General features: G+C 40.5%; 31 protein-coding genes. All 31 read left to right on the top strand.

Annotation, left to right across the window (positions count from 1 at the left end):
- Positions 1-74: hypothetical protein (locus EO116_RS02620; RefSeq protein ID WP_164726041.1), on the top strand; the 74-nt coding region annotated here is incomplete at its 5' end.
- A gap of 159 nt (positions 75-233) precedes the next feature.
- Positions 234-545 carry a 30S ribosomal protein S10 gene (rpsJ, locus tag EO116_RS02615; RefSeq protein WP_009353924.1) on the top strand — a complete coding sequence of 104 codons (312 nt, stop codon included), beginning with the start codon at positions 234-236 and terminating at the stop codon, positions 543-545.
- A gap of 19 nt (positions 546-564) precedes the next feature.
- Entirely contained in the window at positions 565-1,206 is a 642-nt protein-coding gene (rplC, locus tag EO116_RS02610; RefSeq protein WP_009353879.1) for a 50S ribosomal protein L3, read from the top strand.
- A 25-nt stretch (positions 1,207-1,231) separates the two neighbouring features.
- Entirely contained in the window at positions 1,232-1,855 is a 624-nt protein-coding gene (gene rplD / locus EO116_RS02605) for a 50S ribosomal protein L4 (RefSeq protein WP_127069341.1), read from the top strand.
- Positions 1,855-2,139: a 50S ribosomal protein L23 gene (gene rplW / locus EO116_RS02600; RefSeq protein ID WP_127160494.1), complete on the top strand. Its 285-nt coding sequence runs from the start codon at positions 1,855-1,857 to the stop codon at positions 2,137-2,139. Before rplD ends, rplW begins: the two co-directional genes overlap by 1 nt.
- Positions 2,140-2,162: 23 nt before the next feature.
- On the top strand, positions 2,163-2,993 hold the full coding sequence (gene rplB, locus EO116_RS02595; protein ID WP_126938379.1) for a 50S ribosomal protein L2: 831 nt from the start codon (positions 2,163-2,165) through the stop codon (positions 2,991-2,993).
- Between the two features lie 22 nt (positions 2,994-3,015).
- On the top strand, positions 3,016-3,297 hold the full coding sequence (rpsS, locus tag EO116_RS02590) for a 30S ribosomal protein S19 (RefSeq protein WP_126938380.1): 282 nt from the start codon (positions 3,016-3,018) through the stop codon (positions 3,295-3,297).
- 11 nt (positions 3,298-3,308) lie between these two features.
- Positions 3,309-3,644 (top strand): 50S ribosomal protein L22, encoded by a 336-nt coding sequence (gene rplV, locus EO116_RS02585; protein ID WP_126939415.1) that lies wholly within the window; start codon positions 3,309-3,311, stop codon positions 3,642-3,644.
- 18 nt (positions 3,645-3,662) lie between these two features.
- The gene (gene rpsC, locus EO116_RS02580; RefSeq protein ID WP_127160493.1) at positions 3,663-4,328 is read left to right on the top strand and encodes a 30S ribosomal protein S3; all 666 of its coding nucleotides are present in this window, start codon (positions 3,663-3,665) and stop codon (positions 4,326-4,328) included.
- Positions 4,328-4,765, top strand: coding sequence for a 50S ribosomal protein L16 (gene rplP, locus EO116_RS02575; protein ID WP_009353916.1), 438 nt, complete (start codon positions 4,328-4,330; stop codon positions 4,763-4,765). Before rpsC ends, rplP begins: the two co-directional genes overlap by 1 nt.
- Entirely contained in the window at positions 4,755-4,955 is a 201-nt protein-coding gene (gene rpmC / locus EO116_RS02570) for a 50S ribosomal protein L29 (RefSeq protein WP_009353915.1), read from the top strand. The genes rplP and rpmC overlap by 11 nt, the downstream gene beginning before the upstream one ends.
- A gap of 39 nt (positions 4,956-4,994) precedes the next feature.
- The gene (gene rpsQ, locus EO116_RS02565; RefSeq protein WP_009353932.1) at positions 4,995-5,255 is read left to right on the top strand and encodes a 30S ribosomal protein S17; all 261 of its coding nucleotides are present in this window, start codon (positions 4,995-4,997) and stop codon (positions 5,253-5,255) included.
- A gap of 24 nt (positions 5,256-5,279) precedes the next feature.
- Positions 5,280-5,648, top strand: a complete 369-nt coding sequence (gene rplN / locus EO116_RS02560) for a 50S ribosomal protein L14 (RefSeq protein WP_009353930.1) — start codon at positions 5,280-5,282, stop codon at positions 5,646-5,648.
- Positions 5,649-5,664: 16 nt separating this feature from the next.
- Complete coding sequence (rplX, locus tag EO116_RS02555; RefSeq protein ID WP_009353903.1) at positions 5,665-5,982, top strand: 50S ribosomal protein L24; 318 nt, start codon at positions 5,665-5,667, stop codon at positions 5,980-5,982.
- 28 nt (positions 5,983-6,010) lie between these two features.
- Positions 6,011-6,550: a 50S ribosomal protein L5 gene (rplE, locus tag EO116_RS02550; RefSeq protein WP_009353920.1), complete on the top strand. Its 540-nt coding sequence runs from the start codon at positions 6,011-6,013 to the stop codon at positions 6,548-6,550.
- 17 nt (positions 6,551-6,567) lie between these two features.
- Positions 6,568-6,837, top strand: coding sequence for a 30S ribosomal protein S14 (rpsN, locus tag EO116_RS02545; RefSeq protein WP_126938385.1), 270 nt, complete (start codon positions 6,568-6,570; stop codon positions 6,835-6,837).
- 28 nt (positions 6,838-6,865) lie between these two features.
- Positions 6,866-7,264, top strand: a complete 399-nt coding sequence (gene rpsH / locus EO116_RS02540; RefSeq protein WP_009353887.1) for a 30S ribosomal protein S8 — start codon at positions 6,866-6,868, stop codon at positions 7,262-7,264.
- A gap of 24 nt (positions 7,265-7,288) precedes the next feature.
- Complete coding sequence (gene rplF / locus EO116_RS02535; RefSeq protein ID WP_127069343.1) at positions 7,289-7,834, top strand: 50S ribosomal protein L6; 546 nt, start codon at positions 7,289-7,291, stop codon at positions 7,832-7,834.
- A gap of 31 nt (positions 7,835-7,865) precedes the next feature.
- Complete coding sequence (rplR, locus tag EO116_RS02530) at positions 7,866-8,228, top strand: 50S ribosomal protein L18 (RefSeq protein ID WP_126939411.1); 363 nt, start codon at positions 7,866-7,868, stop codon at positions 8,226-8,228.
- Positions 8,229-8,246: 18 nt separating this feature from the next.
- The gene (gene rpsE / locus EO116_RS02525; RefSeq protein ID WP_009353893.1) at positions 8,247-8,747 is read left to right on the top strand and encodes a 30S ribosomal protein S5; all 501 of its coding nucleotides are present in this window, start codon (positions 8,247-8,249) and stop codon (positions 8,745-8,747) included.
- Positions 8,748-8,761: 14 nt separating this feature from the next.
- Positions 8,762-8,941, top strand: coding sequence for a 50S ribosomal protein L30 (rpmD, locus tag EO116_RS02520; RefSeq protein ID WP_009353936.1), 180 nt, complete (start codon positions 8,762-8,764; stop codon positions 8,939-8,941).
- 19 nt (positions 8,942-8,960) lie between these two features.
- Positions 8,961-9,401 (top strand): 50S ribosomal protein L15, encoded by a 441-nt coding sequence (gene rplO / locus EO116_RS02515; protein WP_009353906.1) that lies wholly within the window; start codon positions 8,961-8,963, stop codon positions 9,399-9,401.
- A 1-nt stretch (position 9,402) separates the two neighbouring features.
- The gene (secY, locus tag EO116_RS02510; RefSeq protein WP_127069344.1) at positions 9,403-10,665 is read left to right on the top strand and encodes a preprotein translocase subunit SecY; all 1,263 of its coding nucleotides are present in this window, start codon (positions 9,403-9,405) and stop codon (positions 10,663-10,665) included.
- An 11-nt stretch (positions 10,666-10,676) separates the two neighbouring features.
- Entirely contained in the window at positions 10,677-11,240 is a 564-nt protein-coding gene (locus EO116_RS02505; RefSeq protein WP_009353894.1) for an adenylate kinase, read from the top strand.
- A 3-nt stretch (positions 11,241-11,243) separates the two neighbouring features.
- Entirely contained in the window at positions 11,244-12,014 is a 771-nt protein-coding gene (gene map, locus EO116_RS02500) for a type I methionyl aminopeptidase (RefSeq protein ID WP_127160492.1), read from the top strand.
- A 23-nt stretch (positions 12,015-12,037) separates the two neighbouring features.
- Positions 12,038-12,256: a translation initiation factor IF-1 gene (gene infA, locus EO116_RS02495; protein WP_009353944.1), complete on the top strand. Its 219-nt coding sequence runs from the start codon at positions 12,038-12,040 to the stop codon at positions 12,254-12,256.
- 26 nt (positions 12,257-12,282) lie between these two features.
- Complete coding sequence (rpmJ, locus tag EO116_RS02490; RefSeq protein ID WP_007391661.1) at positions 12,283-12,396, top strand: 50S ribosomal protein L36; 114 nt, start codon at positions 12,283-12,285, stop codon at positions 12,394-12,396.
- 22 nt (positions 12,397-12,418) lie between these two features.
- Entirely contained in the window at positions 12,419-12,787 is a 369-nt protein-coding gene (gene rpsM, locus EO116_RS02485; RefSeq protein ID WP_009353922.1) for a 30S ribosomal protein S13, read from the top strand.
- Between the two features lie 15 nt (positions 12,788-12,802).
- Positions 12,803-13,192 carry a 30S ribosomal protein S11 gene (rpsK, locus tag EO116_RS02480; protein ID WP_009353912.1) on the top strand — a complete coding sequence of 130 codons (390 nt, stop codon included), beginning with the start codon at positions 12,803-12,805 and terminating at the stop codon, positions 13,190-13,192.
- Positions 13,193-13,243: 51 nt separating this feature from the next.
- Positions 13,244-14,251 carry a DNA-directed RNA polymerase subunit alpha gene (locus EO116_RS02475; RefSeq protein WP_127160491.1) on the top strand — a complete coding sequence of 336 codons (1,008 nt, stop codon included), beginning with the start codon at positions 13,244-13,246 and terminating at the stop codon, positions 14,249-14,251.
- Between the two features lie 14 nt (positions 14,252-14,265).
- Positions 14,266-14,604: a 50S ribosomal protein L17 gene (gene rplQ, locus EO116_RS02470; RefSeq protein ID WP_127160490.1), complete on the top strand. Its 339-nt coding sequence runs from the start codon at positions 14,266-14,268 to the stop codon at positions 14,602-14,604.
- Positions 14,605-14,869: the final 265 nt, after the last annotated feature.

Below are 14,869 nucleotides of genomic sequence, written 5' to 3'. Positions count from 1 at the left end.
AAGGTTTACGTTTCGCGATCCGCGAAGGTGGCCATACAGTAGGCGCTGGTGTTGTTACAGCTATCGAAGCATAATCTGACTGAAAGATTATCTATATAAACCGTGCAATCGAGGAGCGGCAAACCTGCCGCTCTTAGGTTGTGTATAAACTATGATATAGAAGGTTGCCCTTGCGAGGGAGAATTTCTATGGAGCAGTTCATTCTGGAAATGGACGAAGGGAGATATATAACAATGGCAAAACAACAAAAAATCCGTATTCGCTTGAAAGCATATGATCACAAAGCATTGGATCAAAGTGCTCAACGTATTGTAGACGTTGCAAAACGCAATGGCGCGTTGGTTTCTGGACCAATTCCATTGCCTACAGAAAAAAACATTTTCACGATTCTTCGTTCTCCACATGTTAACAAAGACTCTCGTGAACAATTCGAAATGCGTACACATAAACGCTTAGTAGAAATTATTGAACCAAATTCGAAAACAGTAGATGCAATCACTCGCCTTGATTTGCCAGCTGGTGTATCTATTGAAATAAAATTATAAGAAATAAGGAGGTGCGATTATGTCTAAAGCTATTTTGGGTAAAAAGTTAGGAATGACTCAAGTCTTCACAACTGAAGGCAAACTAGTTCCTGTCACTGTAGTGGAAACTACACCTAGCGTAGTAGTGCAAGTAAAAACTGTTGAATCCGACGGTTACAATGCAGTACAGCTTGGTTACGGTTCCATTAAAGAAAAACATTTAACTAAACCTGTAAAAGGCCAGTTCGATAAAGCCGGCGTTGCGCCAGTTAAATATCTTCGTGAACTTCGCCTTGCTGAAGCAACTGATTACACAGTGGGCCAAACTCTGGCAGCTGATATCTTCGCAGAAGGTGAGCTAGTAGATGTTGTGGGTACAGGTAAAGGTAAAGGTTTCGCTGGTACAATTAAGCGTCATAACTTTAGCCGTGGTCCTGAAACTCATGGTTCCAAATCTCATCGTGAACCAGGTTCCATCGGTCCAATGATCTCCGGTGGCGGCGGTAAAGTATTTAAAGGTAAAAAACTTCCTGGACAAATGGGTGGTGGCAGAGTTACTGTACAACGTCTATCTGTTGTAAAAGTTGATACTGAACGTAACCTTTTATTAATCAAAGGTGGCATCCCTGGTGCTAAAGGTAGCCTAGTGATGGTTCGCAACACAGTAAAACCTGTTAAATAACTAATTGTCGAAAGGAGGATACATAATGCCAACAGTAACTAAATACAACATGTCCGGCGCTAAAGTCGGCGAAATCCAGTTGAATGATGCAGTATTCGGTGTTGAAGTAAACGCTGCTGTTATGCATCAAGCCGTAGTTCGTCAATTGTCTAACGAACGACTTGGTACACATGCAACTAAAACTCGAGGAGAAGTACGCGGTGGCGGTAAAAAACCTTGGAGACAAAAAGGTACAGGCCGTGCTCGTGCTGGTTCTAGCCGTTCCCCAATTTGGGTAGGTGGTGGTATCACTTTTGGTCCACAACCACGTAGCTACTATAAAGCTATGCCTCGTAAAGCTAGACGCTTAGCAGTTAAATCTGCATTATCTGATAAAGTAAATCACAGCGAATTGTTCGTAATCGACGAATTGAAATTAGCTGCACCAAAAACTAAAGATGTATTAAACATCCTTAACAACTTCAAAGTTGGTGACGCAAAAGTTCTTTTCATCACTGATGGTGATGTAAATGTGGAATTGTCCGCTCGTAACATTCAAGGTGTTAAAGCGCTTCCATACACGAACATCAATATCTTCGATTTATTGCACCACGACAAACTCTTCATCGCTGAAGGTGCTATTGCAAAAATTGAGGAGGTGCTTGGATAATGAACAAATTTGATGTATTAATTCGTCCAATCATTACAGAAAAAACAACTTTGTTAATGCAAGAAAACAAATACACTTTCCAAGTTCCTTTGACTGCGAACAAAGTAGAAATCCGTAAAGCTGTTGAATCTATCTTCAACGTAAAAGTAGAAAAAGTAGCCACTATCCGTGTATTAGGAAAAACTAAACGCATGGGTCGCACAATGGGTAAACGTAGCGATTACAAAAAAGCTATCGTAACTCTTAAAGCTGGCGAAACTATTGAATTATTTGAAGGTGTATAAGAGTCTAGTAAGGAGGCCCAATAATGGCAATTAAATCATTTAAACCGTACTCCGCTGGTCGTCGGTTTATGACAGTGTCTGCCTTTACTGAAATTACAGCAAGCAAACCTGAAAAATCCTTGCTCGCAAAAGTAACTTCTAAAGGTGGTCGTAATAACACTGGTAAAATGACAGTACGTCATCAAGGTGGCGGTCATAAACGTCAATACCGTATTATTGACTTCAAACGTACTAAAGATAATATCCCAGCTCGCGTAGCTACAATCGAATACGATCCTAACCGTAGTGCTCGTATCGCATTGTTAAACTATGCAGATGGTGAAAAACGTTATATCATTGCTCCACATGGTCTTAAAGTGGGTGATGTAGTTTACTCCGGTCCTGAATCCGATATTAAACCAGGTAATGCGTTACCATTGGCTAATATCCCATTGGGTACTCAAGTACACAACATCGAAATGAAAATCGGTAAAGGCGGACAAATCGTTCGTTCCGCTGGTACTTCCGCACAATTAATGGCGAAAGAAGGCAACTATGCATTACTTCGTTTACCATCTGGTGAACTTCGTCGTGTTCGTGTAGAATGCCGTGCTACAGTAGGTGTTGTATCTAACATTGACCATGAAAATATCACTATTGGTAAAGCTGGTCGTCAACGTTGGAAAGGCATTCGTCCTGGCAACCGAGGCGTAACAATGAACCCTTGTGATCATCCACACGGTGGTGGTGAAGGTAAATCTCCAGTAGGTCGTAAACATCCTGTTACACCTTGGGGTAAACCAGCTCATGGCGTTAAAACTCGCGACAAGAAAAAAGCTTCTAGCAAGTTAATCGTTAAACGTCGTACAAAATAGGATATAGGAAGGAGATATAACAGTGTCCAGATCAATTAAAAAAGGCCCTTTTGTTGCAGAATCTCTTCTGAAAAAAATTGATGCCTTAAATGAAACTAATGATAAAAAAGTAGTAAAAACCTGGTCCCGTGCATCTACTATTTTCCCACAATTTGTAGGCCATACGATTGCTGTGCATGATGGTCGCAAACATGTACCTGTATTCATTACAGAAGATATGGTAGGTCATAAATTAGGTGAATTCGCTCCTACACGTACTTATAAAGGACATGGCAAGGACGAAAAAACTACAGGCAGAAAATAGGAGGATTTAACATGGAAGCAAAAGCAATCGCTAGACATATTCGTATTGCGCCTCGTAAAATCCGCATCGTTGCAGATTTAGTGCGCGGTAAAAACATCGGCGAAGCATTTGCCATCTTGAAGTTTACTCCGAAAGTTGGCGCCGATGTAGTAACTAAAGTTTTGACATCTGCTATCGCAAATGCAGAACACAATTTTGATATGAATGTAGAGAATCTTTATGTGTCCGAGATCTTCGTTGATCAAGGCCCAACAATGAAACGCATTCATCCTCGTTCCCGTGGACAGGCTTTCAAAATTTTGAAACGTTCTAGCCACGTAACAGTAGTTGTTAAAGAAAGAGCTTAATCGAAGGAGGGAAACAGAGTGGGTCAAAAAGTAAATCCACATGGCTTGCGTGTTGGTATCGTAAAAGATTGGGACGCAAAATGGTATGCTGATAAAGATTTCGCATCTAACCTTCATGAAGACGTAAAAATTCGTACCTTCTTGAAGAAAACACTTTTCATTGCTGGTATTTCCCGCATTGAAATTGAGCGTACAAATAAACGTATTAAAGTAACTATCCACACTGCTAAACCAGGTATGGTTATCGGTAAAGGTGGTCAAGGTATCGAAGATATCCGTAAAGAATTAAAACGTTTTACAGATAAACAAATCGATGTAAACATTGCTGAAATTAAACAAGTAGACATGGAAGCTCAACTTGTTGCTGAAAGCATTGCTGGCCAATTGGAACGCCGTGTAAGCTTCCGTCGTGCAATGAAACAAGCAGTAGGTCGCACTATGCGTTTAGGCGCTAACGGTATCAAAGTAATGGTATCCGGTCGTCTTGGCGGTGCAGAGATCGCTCGTAGCGAATCTTACCGTGAAGGTTCCATTCCACTTCACACACTTCGTGCAAATATCGATTATGCAACAGCAGAAGCACATACAACATATGGTTGCATCGGTATTAAAGTATGGATCTACAAAGGTGAAGTTTTGCCAGAAGCTAAACAAACATCTAAAAAGGAAGAAGGTGACAACTAATGCTAATTCCAAAGCGCGTAAAACATCGTAAACAATTCCGCGGTCGTATGAAAGGCCGTGCAATGCGTGGTAACAAAGTTGCTCATGGTGATTTCGGTTTAGTAGCATTAGAGCCATCTTGGATCACAAACCGTCAAATCGAAGCAGCCCGTATTGCTATGACACGTTACATTAAACGTGGTGGTAAAGTTTGGATTAAAATTTTCCCTGATAAACCAATCACTGCAAAACCAGCAGGCGTTCGTATGGGTTCCGGTAAAGGTTCTCCAGAAAAATGGGTAGCAGTAGTTCGCCCAGGACGTGTAATGTTTGAAATGAACGGCGTACCAGAAGTTGTGGCTCGTGAAGCTATGCGTCTTGCAAGCCATAAACTTCCAATCAAAACGAAGTTCGTTGTTAAGGGTAAAGAATTGGGTGGTGACGTAAATGAAGGTTAATGACATTCGCAATTTGAGCGCTGCCGAGTTGAACACTAAAGTTTCCGAATTGAAAGAAGAGTTGTTTAACCTACGTTTTCAACTCGCTACTGGTCAATTAGAAAATCCAATGCGTATCCGTGAAGTTAAAAAAACTATCGCTCGTATCAAAACTGTACAACGAGAAGAAGAAATTAAAGGTAACGCATAATAACAAATTTTGTTTGGATTGAATAGGAGGCTTAAAGTCGTGGCAGAAGTAAGAAATGTACGAAAAGCACGTGTAGGTAAAGTTGTAAGCAACAAAATGGACAAAACAGTTGTTGTACAAATCGATCGTAAAGTACCTCACGAATTATATAGCAAGCCAATGGTAACAAGCAAACGTTTTAAAGCTCATGATGAAAATAACGAATGCTTAGTTGGCGACATCGTAAAAATCGTAGAAACTCGTCCATTATCTAAAGATAAACGTTGGAGAGTTGTAGAAATTATTGAAAGACAAAAATAATCAGTGATGTAAGGAGGAAAAGTCATGATCCAGCAACAAACAATTTTGAATGTTGCCGATAACACTGGTGCGAAACGCATTATGTGCATCCAAGTGATGGGCGGTTCTTACCGTAAATTTGGCAATATTGGTGACGTAATCGTTGCTTCTGTAAAAGATGCATCACCCGGTGGCGTTGTCAAGAAAGGCGACGTTGTAAAAGCCGTTATTGTTCGTTCTAAAAAAGGCATCCGTCGTCAAGATGGTTCCTATATCCGTTTCGATGAGAACGCTGCTGTAGTTATTAAAGACGACAAAAGCCCTCGCGGAACTCGTATTTTCGGACCTGTAGCAAGAGAACTTCGTGAAAAAGACTTCATGAAAATTATCTCCCTTGCTCCAGAAGTGTTATAAGAAGGAGGAGCTCAACATGTCCCAAAAACTACATGTTAAAAAAGGTGATACAGTTGTTGTTATCTCCGGCAAGGAAAAAGGTAAACAAGGCGAAATCATCGCTGTTGATATCAAAAAAGAACGAGTAACTGTAAAAGGTCTTAACCTAGTTAAACGTCATACAAAACCTAGCCAAGCGAACCCTCAAGGTGGCATCATTGAAAAAGAAGGTACAATCCATGTATCCAACGTAATGGTGTTAGATCCTGAACAAAAAGTTCCAACTCGTACTAAAAAAGTTGAGGAAAATGGTTCTTTAGTTCGTGTAGCTGTTAAAAGTGGCGCTAAACTTTAATTGATAAGGAAAGGAGGTCTTTTACAAAATGTCTCGTTTACAAGAAAAATATACTTCTGAAATTAAGAAGGCTTTACAAGAGAAATTCCAATATGGCAACGTAATGGAAATTCCTAAATTAGAAAAAATCGTAATCAATATCGGCGTAGGCGATGCTGTTGGTAACTCCAAAGCATTGGACGCAGCTGTTAAAGATTTAGAAATTATCGCTGGTCAAAAACCAGTAGTAACTCGCGCGAAAAAATCCATTGCGAACTTCAAAGTTCGTGAAGGTATGCCTCTTGGCACAAAAGTAACTCTTCGTGGCGAACGCATGTATGAATTCCTCGATAAATTGATTAATGCGGCATTGCCTCGCGTGCGTGACTTCCGTGGTATCAGCGCTAAAGCGTTTGATGGTCGTGGTAACTATGCATTAGGCCTAAAAGAGCAATTAATCTTCCCTGAAATCGAATACGATCAAGTAGAACGAGTAACAGGTATGGATATTATCTTCGTAACAACAGCTAACACTGACGAAGAAGCTCGTGAATTATTGGCACAATTCGGCATGCCTTTTGAAAAATAATTAGGAGGAAACGATAGATGGCTAAAAAATCTATGATCGAACGTGAGAAAAAACGTGCACGTATCGTTGCAAAATATGCAGCAAAACGCGAAGCGTTAAAAGCAGCAGGCGATTATGAAGGTTTATCCAAATTACCTGCCAACGCATCCCCAACACGCTTGCACAACCGTTGCAACTTAACAGGTCGTCCTCATGGTTATATGCGTAAATTCGGTATTAGCCGTATTGCGTTCCGTGAATTGGCGTACAAAGGACAAATCCCTGGCGTGAAAAAAGCTAGTTGGTAATAGGATAACGAGAGGAGGTTTTTAGAAGATGGTAATGACAGATCCGATTGCGGATATGCTGACTCGTATCCGTAATGCAAACTCTGCACTTCATGAAACAGTTGAAATCCCTGCTTCTAAAATGAAGGCTGCTGTTTTAGCTATCCTTAAAGACGAAGGTTTCGTTAAGGAAGTTGAAACAATTGAAAATGAAAAACATGCTACTTTAAAAGTAACATTGAAATATGGTTCTAATAATGAAAAAGTAATTACCGGTATTAAACGTATCTCTAAACCAGGCCTACGTGTATACGCGAAAAAGGAAGAACTTCCTCGCGTACTTGGTGGTTTAGGTATCGCAGTTATTTCTACATCTAAAGGCATTATGAGCGACAAACAAGCTCGTAAAGAAGGCTTAGGTGGCGAAGTAATCGCTTACGTTTGGTAATCATAGCAATAGGAGGTAGAAAGAATGTCACGTGTCGGTAGAATGCCTATCGAGATCCCAGCTGGCGTAACTGTAACTCAAAACGAGCATACGTTAACAGTTAAGGGTGCAAAAGGTGAATTAACTCGTACTTTCCATCCGGATATTAACATTGCTGTTGAAGAAAATGTAATCACAGTAACTCGTCCTAGCGATGGAAAAGAACACCGTTCTTTACATGGTTTAACTCGTGCTCTTGTTGCAAATATGGTAACAGGCGTACATGAAGGCTTTACTAAAACTTTAGAAATCAATGGCGTTGGTTACAGAGCGGCTAAGCAAGGTAACAAACTTGCTTTAACATTGGGCTTCTCCCATCCAGTAGAGATGGAAGCTCCTGCTGGTATTACAATCGATGTCCCAGCTCCTAATAAAATCGTTGTTTCTGGTGCTGACAAAGAAGTTGTTGGTGCAGTAGCAGCTGATATTCGTAAATGGAGAAAACCAGAACCTTACAAAGGTAAAGGTATCCGTTACGAAGGCGAAGTTGTTCGTCGTAAAGCAGGTAAAGCTGGCGCTAAAGGTAAGTAATAACAGTTTACATTAGAAAGGAGTGGACATCTTGGCAGGAACATCCAAACGCAAAATTGCTCGTGCAAAACGTCATTTACGTTTACGTCGTCACATTTCCGGTACGGCTGCACGTCCTCGCTTGAACGTATTCCGTTCTTTAAGCAATATTTATGCTCAAGTCATTGATGACGTAGCTGGCAAAACATTAGTATCTGCTAGCTCTCAAGATAAAGAATTAAATCTTTCCTACGGCGGTAACGTAGCTGCTGCTAAAGCAGTTGGTGAAGCTGTTGCGAAAAAAGCAATTGCTGCAGGTATCGATACAGTAGTATTTGACCGCGGTGGTTACATTTATCATGGTCGTGTAGCAGCCCTTGCAGAAGGTGCTCGTGAAGCAGGCTTAAAATTCTAAGAAGGAGGAACTATAGACATGGCAAGAATTGATTACACAACTCTTGATCTTAAAGAAAGAGTAGTATTCATCAACCGCGTAGCCAAAGTTGTTAAAGGTGGTCGTCGTTTTTCCTTCAGCGCCCTTGTAGTTGTTGGTGACGGCAACGGTCATGTAGGTGTTGGCTTAGGTAAAGCTGCGGAAGTACCTGATGCAATCCGTAAAGGCATTGATGATGCTAAGAAAAACCTTATTCATGTTGTTATTAAAAATGGTACAATCCCTCACACAGTTACAGGAACATTCGGCGCAGGTCGCGTATTCTTGAAACCAGCTGCAGAAGGTACTGGAGTTATCGCTGGTGGCCCAGTACGTGCCGTATTGGAATTAGTTGGTGTTCGTAACATCTTGACTAAATCATTAGGATCTTCTAATCCTAACAACATGGTTCGCGCAACACTAGAAGGTTTAGCTCAATTAAAACGAGCTCAAGACGTGGCGGCACTTCGTGGCAAAACTCTTGAAGAAATTTACGGTTAATAAGGAGACCAATAATGGCACAAGTTAAAGTAACATTAACAAAAAGCTTAATCGGTCGTCCTGCAGATCAACGTGCGACTGTTAAAGCTCTTGGATTGAAAAAAACTAACTCCCAAGTAGTTAAAGAAGTGACACCTCAAATCGAAGGTATGCTTCACAAAGTTAGACATTTAGTAAAAGTAGAAGAAGTATAATAGATAAGGAGGTGCACGAATGAAACTTCATGAATTAGCTCCGGCTGCAGGTTCCAAAAAAACTCGTACTCGTGTAGGTCGTGGTCTTGGATCCGGTTTAGGTAAAACTTCCGGTCGTGGTCAAAAAGGTCAAAATTCTCGTAGTGGTGGCGGTGTGCGCACTGGCTTCGAAGGTGGCCAAATGCCTCTTTATCGTCGTTTACCAAAACGTGGTTTCAAAAATATCTTTGCACTTCAATATGCAGAAGTTAATGTATCCCAATTGAATCGTTTCGAAGACGGTGCAACTGTAGATCCAGTAGCTCTTATTGAAGCTGGTATTTTGAAAAACGTACGTGATGGCATCCGTATCCTTGGTAACGGAACTTTAGAACGTAAATTAACTGTTATCGCTAACGGCTTTACAAAATCTGCAGTAGAAAAAATCGAAGCAGCAGGTGGAAAAGTAGAGGTGATCTAGGGTGCTAGATAGCCTCTTGAACATCACAAAAGTAACGGAATTACGCAACAAAGTAGTCTATACATTACTTATGTTCATTGTCTTTCGCTTAGGTATCCATATCCCGGTACCTGGCGTAGAGGCATCTGTTATTGAAAGCTTATTCACCAGTGGTAACCTATTTGGTTTACTAGATTTGTTCGCCGGTGGTGCGTTAAGTAAATTCTCTATCTTTGCAATGAGTATTACACCTTATATCAATGCATCGATTATCATGCAATTGTTAGGGGCTGTAGTACCAACATTTGAAGCATGGAGTAAAGATGGAGAAGAAGGGCGTAAAAAAATTGCAAAAGTAACACGTTATGGCACAGTGATCCTTGGCTTTATTCAAGCCTTTGGTATGACCTATGCACTACGTGCAAGCAATGCGCTTATAGACAATAGCTTTATGTCTGTCATTTTGATTTCCATCATCCTTACAGCAGGTACATGCTTGTTGATGTGGGTGGGGGAACAAATTACAGCTCATGGCATAGGTAATGGTATTTCACTCATTATCTTTGCTGGTATCGTAGCACGATTCCCTGATGGGGTTCAAACTATATACCAATACCTACAAGTAGGTACAATTAATGTATTTCAAGCGATTCTATTTGCTATCATCGCGGTAGCTATGATCGTTCTTGTAATTGCTGTGACACAAGGCCAACGTCGTATCCCTATCCAATATGCTAAACGTGTGGTAGGACGAAAAATGTATGGTGGTCACTCAACATTCCTGCCTTTGAAAGTCAATCAAGCAGGGGTTATCCCAATTATCTTTGCGTCATCCATATTGATGTTCCCAGCTACATTGGCGCAATTTGTACAAGTACCTTGGGTACAAACTGTAGCAAGTTATTTCCAATGGGGAACGCCGATACAAACAATTTTGTATGCCGTATTGATTTTATTTTTTACATACTTCTATACAGCTATCTCAATCAATATTACGGATATGGCAGATAATATGAAAAAACACGGTGGTTTTATCCCAGGTATTCGCCCAGGAAAACCGACTGCTGACTATGTAGACCGAGTAATGACTCGAATTACACTAGTAGGTGCATTTTTCTTAGCTTTCGTTGCAATCTTACCGAATATGATTGGTGGATTGACAGGCATTCAAGGTGTGTACTTTGGTGGTACAGCACTACTCATCGTAGTGGGCGTAGCATTAGATACAATGCAACAAGTAGAATCTTTAGTATTAACACGCCAATATAAGGGCTTTGTGAAATAGGAGATTATGATATGTATATTTTATTAATGGGACCTCCAGGTGCTGGTAAAGGCACGCAGGCAGCTCGTCTGATTGAAAAATATGGTATCCCTCAAATTTCTACAGGTGACATGTTCCGTGCCGCTGTGAAAGAATCTACTCCATTAGGATTAGAAGCTAAGAAATATATGGATGCTGGACAACTTGTTCCAGATAGCGTTACCATTGGCATCGTTCGTGAACGCTTGTCCAAGGATGACTGTAAACAAGGTTTCATTTTAGATGGCTTCCCTCGAACTACAGCACAAGCTGTTTCCTTGGATGCGATTTTAAAAGAAATGAACATCGTTCTTGATGCTGTACTTAATTTGAGTGTTCCTTCTGAAGAGTTGGTTCGACGCATCAGTGAAAGAGCACGTCTTGAAAATCGTGATGATGACAAACCGGAAACAGTACAGAAACGTCTTGCTGTATACGAAGAGTCTACTAAACCATTGATCGATTACTACCGTAATAGCGGTCAATATGTAGAAATCAACGGCTTACAGGATGTGGACACAGTATTTGCAAATATCGTTACGGCTTTGGAGAAATAATCAATGATTATTTTTAAATCGCCCGAAGAAATTGAGCATATCCGAAAGGCATCTCAACTGACAGCAGCGACGTTGACCGAGCTTGCTAAATTAGTAAAGCCGGGCGTATCAACGCTTGAGTTAGACCAATTTGCCGAAGAATATATTCGCAGTCATGGAGGAATTCCAAGCTGCATTGGTTACTATGGGTATCCAGCAACTATCTGTGCTTCCATAAATCATGAAGTGGTACATGGGATTCCAAGTGCATCTCGTATACTAAAAGATGGCGATGTCATCAGCATTGATTTAGTATCATCCATTAATGGATATCATGGAGATTCTGCGATTACTGTTCCAGTAGGAGAAGTAAGTCCTAAAGTATATGCATTGCTAAAGGTTACAGAAGAATGTCTCTTTAAAGGGATTGAACAAGCTGTAGCTGGTAATCATATAGGAGATATTTCCCATGCAGTACAATCTCATGCAGAACGTCATAGATATGGTGTTGTGCGAGATTTTGTAGGCCATGGTTTAGGAAAAAACATGCATGAAGATCCACAAGTTCCAAATTATGGTACTAAGGGCAAAGGTCCAGAACTTAGACCAGGAATGGTCATCTGTATTGAGCCAATGATTACTATGGGCACGCACAAAGTAAGAGTTCTTGAAGACAACTGGACTGCGGTCACAATGGACCGTAAGCCAGCTGCTCACTTTGAACATACCATTGCCATTACTGAAAATGGTACTGAAATACTTACTATGCGTGATACACCGAGGTTAATACAATAACCAGTAACCGGAGGATAAAAGATATGTCAAAAGAAGACGTTATTGAAGTGGAAGGTACGGTCGTTGAGGCATTACCAAATGCTATGTTCCAAGTAGAATTGGAAAATGGTCATGTGGTTTTGGCTCATGTGTCAGGTAAAATGCGTATGAATTTTATCCGTATCCTTCCTGGTGATAAAGTTACTATGGAACTGACACCATATGACTTAAGCCGTGGTCGCATCACCTATCGCTTTAAGTAAGCATAGGATCCACAAAGGAGGTACTTATGAAGGTTAAACCATCAGTTAAAAAGATATGCGAAAAATGTAAAATTATTAAACGTAAAGGCCGCGTAATGGTTATTTGCGAAAACCCAAAACATAAACAAAAACAAGGATAATTGATAGGAGGTGGATGAATAGATGGCACGTATAGCCGGTGTAGATTTACCACGTGACAAACGTGTGGAAATTGGTTTAACTTATATTTACGGTATCGGTCTTACTCTTTCTAAAGAAGTATTAGCTAAAACTGGTATCAACCCAGATACTCGCGTTCGTGATTTAAGTGAAGATGAAGTAGCTAAAATCCGTGAACTTCTTGATGCAGAGTATAAAGTAGAAGGTGATCTTCGTCGTGAAGAAGCACTTAACATTAAACGCTTAATTGAAATCAACTCCTATCGCGGTAAACGTCATCGTATGGGACTTCCATGTCGTGGTCAACGTACGAAGACAAATGCTCGTACTCGTAAGGGTCCTCGTAAAGCAATCGCAGGTAAGAAGAAATAATAAAGGAGGGATATTGTGGCTAAGAAAACAGTTAGATCCAAAAGAAAAGAAAAGAAACATATCGAATCTGGTGCAGCGCATATTCGCTCCACTTTTAACAACACTATCGTTACAGTAACAGACGTAAACGGTAATGCTCTTTCTTGGGCATCTGCTGGTGGTCTAGGTTTCCGTGGTTCCCGTAAATCCACTCCATTTGCAGCACAAATGGCAGCTGAACAAGCGGCAAAAGCAGCTATGGAACACGGTCTTCGCACTGTAGAAGTATTTGTTAAAGGTCCAGGATCTGGTCGTGAAGCAGCGATTCGTGCGTTGCAAGCAGCTGGTCTTGAAGTAACAAGCATTAAAGATGTGACTCCAATTCCTCATAACGGCTGTCGTCCTCCAAAACGTCGTCGCGTATAATCTGAGCTATATACTTAGAAAAGTGACAAGTTTTAGAGGAGGGTATACCTGATGAGCGAAGAAAAAAAACTTAGAATCGAGAAAGTAGTAATGACTGAAGATGGCCGCTACGGTAAATTTGTATGCGAGCCATTGGATCGTGGTTATGGTATTACTCTCGGTAATAGCTTGCGTCGCATTTTGCTTTCATCCTTAGATGGAGCAGCAATTACTTCCATCAAGATTGACGGAGTACTTCATGAGTTCTCTACGATTGAAGGTGTTCGTGAGGATGTATCCGATATTATTCTGAACCTTAAACAGTTGTGCATTCGTCTTGAAGAGGAAGCACCTGTACCGATGGATGTACATATCGATGTTCGTAAAGATGGAGTATTAACAGCAGGTGACTTGATTCAATTCATGCCTCCTGAAATCGAAGTCTTAAATCCAGAATTGGTAATTGCTACAATGGATGAAGCAGCTCATCTTGTAATGGATGTGCGTATCGAACGCGGTAAAGGATATGTACCATCTACTAAGAATAAACGTGAAGATGATATGATTGGTCAAATTCCAATTGATTCTATCTTCTCGCCAATTCTAAGAGCAAAATATGAAGTCAGCGATGTCCGTGTGGGCAACGAAATGGACTTTGATAAGCTTACTTTAGAAGTTTGGACAAATGGTTCTATTACAGCATCTGATGCAATTGCTAAATCTGCAGCAATCATGATTTCCTATCTAGGAAACTTTACTCGATTAGCTCATTCTCATGATATGATCAATGTAGGGGAAAGTGAAGCAGAATTAACAAGTGCAAATGGTCAAGAAGGTGGCGATATTGATGCTGAACCTAAAGGACCAACGACAATTCCTATTGAAGATCTTGAGTTGTCTGTTCGTGCTTTCAATTGTTTGAAACGCGCTAACATTCATACTATCGGTGACTTAACTGGTAAAACAGAAGACGAATTAGGAAAAATCCGCAATTTAGGGAAAAAATCTGTAGAAGAAATTCTAGAGAAATTACAATCTTACAATGAGAGTAATGATTCCTTAACATCTCAAAGCGAATAAGAGGAGAAAGACTAATGGCATACAGAAAATTAGGCCGCAACAGTTCCGCTCGTAAAGCGTTGTTCCGCGGTATGGTAACATCTCTCTTCGTACATGAACGCATTGAAACAACAGAAGCAAAAGCAAAAGAGCTTCGCAAATATGTTGATGAAATGATTACATTGGGCAAACGTGACGACTTACATGCTCGTCGTCAAGTTCTTGCTTTTCTTATGAACGAAGATGCAGTAAAAAAATTATTTGATGAAATTGCTCCAAAATATGCTGAGCGCAACGGTGGTTACACTCGTGTAATCAAACTTGGCCTTCGTAAAGGCGATGCAGCTCCATTGGCTATTCTTGAGCTTGTATAATCAACAGCAATCTGGTTGTGATAGGATGAGTTTCACTCATTCTGTTGCAGCCTTTTTTGCTTTTTAAGGGCTCTTTGGCAAATGTGGGGGCTGCTCATATAAAAAGCTCTTAGCACTAGTTATTGAAATAGCTAGTGCTATTCTTTTTTCTCAATAGAAGTGTACGGACTCTGAAGTGTTCAGAATGATGCAACCCATAGCGTATTCTCTTTGATACCATAATGATGTTATAGATCTATTTTTTAGGTTCGATAACATATAGTAT

This window comes from Veillonella sp. VA137, from assembly GCF_003992015.1.
GTDB lineage: Bacteria > Bacillota > Negativicutes > Veillonellales > Veillonellaceae > F0422.
The sequence above is the reverse complement of the archived record's forward strand: the minus strand, read 5'-3'. Positions and strand labels throughout refer to the sequence as shown.

Bases quoted from the DNA above. Each gene is read 5' to 3' on its own strand.
- rpsJ (WP_009353924.1), top strand. From the start codon at position 234: ATGGCAAAACAACAAAAAATCCGTATTCGCTTGAAAGCATATGATCAC.
- rplC (WP_009353879.1), top strand. From the start codon at position 565: ATGTCTAAAGCTATTTTGGGTAAAAAGTTAGGAATGACTCAAGTCTTC.
- rplD (WP_127069341.1), top strand. From the start codon at position 1,232: ATGCCAACAGTAACTAAATACAACATGTCCGGCGCTAAAGTCGGCGAA.
- rplW (WP_127160494.1), top strand. From the start codon at position 1,855: ATGAACAAATTTGATGTATTAATTCGTCCAATCATTACAGAAAAAACA.
- rplB (WP_126938379.1), top strand. From the start codon at position 2,163: ATGGCAATTAAATCATTTAAACCGTACTCCGCTGGTCGTCGGTTTATG.
- rplV (WP_126939415.1), top strand. From the start codon at position 3,309: ATGGAAGCAAAAGCAATCGCTAGACATATTCGTATTGCGCCTCGTAAA.
- rplP (WP_009353916.1), top strand. From the start codon at position 4,328: ATGCTAATTCCAAAGCGCGTAAAACATCGTAAACAATTCCGCGGTCGT.
- rpmC (WP_009353915.1), top strand. From the start codon at position 4,755: ATGAAGGTTAATGACATTCGCAATTTGAGCGCTGCCGAGTTGAACACT.
- rplN (WP_009353930.1), top strand. From the start codon at position 5,280: ATGATCCAGCAACAAACAATTTTGAATGTTGCCGATAACACTGGTGCG.
- rplX (WP_009353903.1), top strand. From the start codon at position 5,665: ATGTCCCAAAAACTACATGTTAAAAAAGGTGATACAGTTGTTGTTATC.
- rplE (WP_009353920.1), top strand. From the start codon at position 6,011: ATGTCTCGTTTACAAGAAAAATATACTTCTGAAATTAAGAAGGCTTTA.
- rpsN (WP_126938385.1), top strand. From the start codon at position 6,568: ATGGCTAAAAAATCTATGATCGAACGTGAGAAAAAACGTGCACGTATC.
- rpsH (WP_009353887.1), top strand. From the start codon at position 6,866: ATGGTAATGACAGATCCGATTGCGGATATGCTGACTCGTATCCGTAAT.
- rplF (WP_127069343.1), top strand. From the start codon at position 7,289: ATGTCACGTGTCGGTAGAATGCCTATCGAGATCCCAGCTGGCGTAACT.
- rpsE (WP_009353893.1), top strand. From the start codon at position 8,247: ATGGCAAGAATTGATTACACAACTCTTGATCTTAAAGAAAGAGTAGTA.
- rpmD (WP_009353936.1), top strand. From the start codon at position 8,762: ATGGCACAAGTTAAAGTAACATTAACAAAAAGCTTAATCGGTCGTCCT.
- rplO (WP_009353906.1), top strand. From the start codon at position 8,961: ATGAAACTTCATGAATTAGCTCCGGCTGCAGGTTCCAAAAAAACTCGT.
- EO116_RS02505 (WP_009353894.1), top strand. From the start codon at position 10,677: ATGTATATTTTATTAATGGGACCTCCAGGTGCTGGTAAAGGCACGCAG.
- map (WP_127160492.1), top strand. From the start codon at position 11,244: ATGATTATTTTTAAATCGCCCGAAGAAATTGAGCATATCCGAAAGGCA.
- infA (WP_009353944.1), top strand. From the start codon at position 12,038: ATGTCAAAAGAAGACGTTATTGAAGTGGAAGGTACGGTCGTTGAGGCA.
- rpmJ (WP_007391661.1), top strand. From the start codon at position 12,283: ATGAAGGTTAAACCATCAGTTAAAAAGATATGCGAAAAATGTAAAATT.
- rpsM (WP_009353922.1), top strand. From the start codon at position 12,419: ATGGCACGTATAGCCGGTGTAGATTTACCACGTGACAAACGTGTGGAA.
- EO116_RS02475 (WP_127160491.1), top strand. From the start codon at position 13,244: ATGAGCGAAGAAAAAAAACTTAGAATCGAGAAAGTAGTAATGACTGAA.
- rplQ (WP_127160490.1), top strand. From the start codon at position 14,266: ATGGCATACAGAAAATTAGGCCGCAACAGTTCCGCTCGTAAAGCGTTG.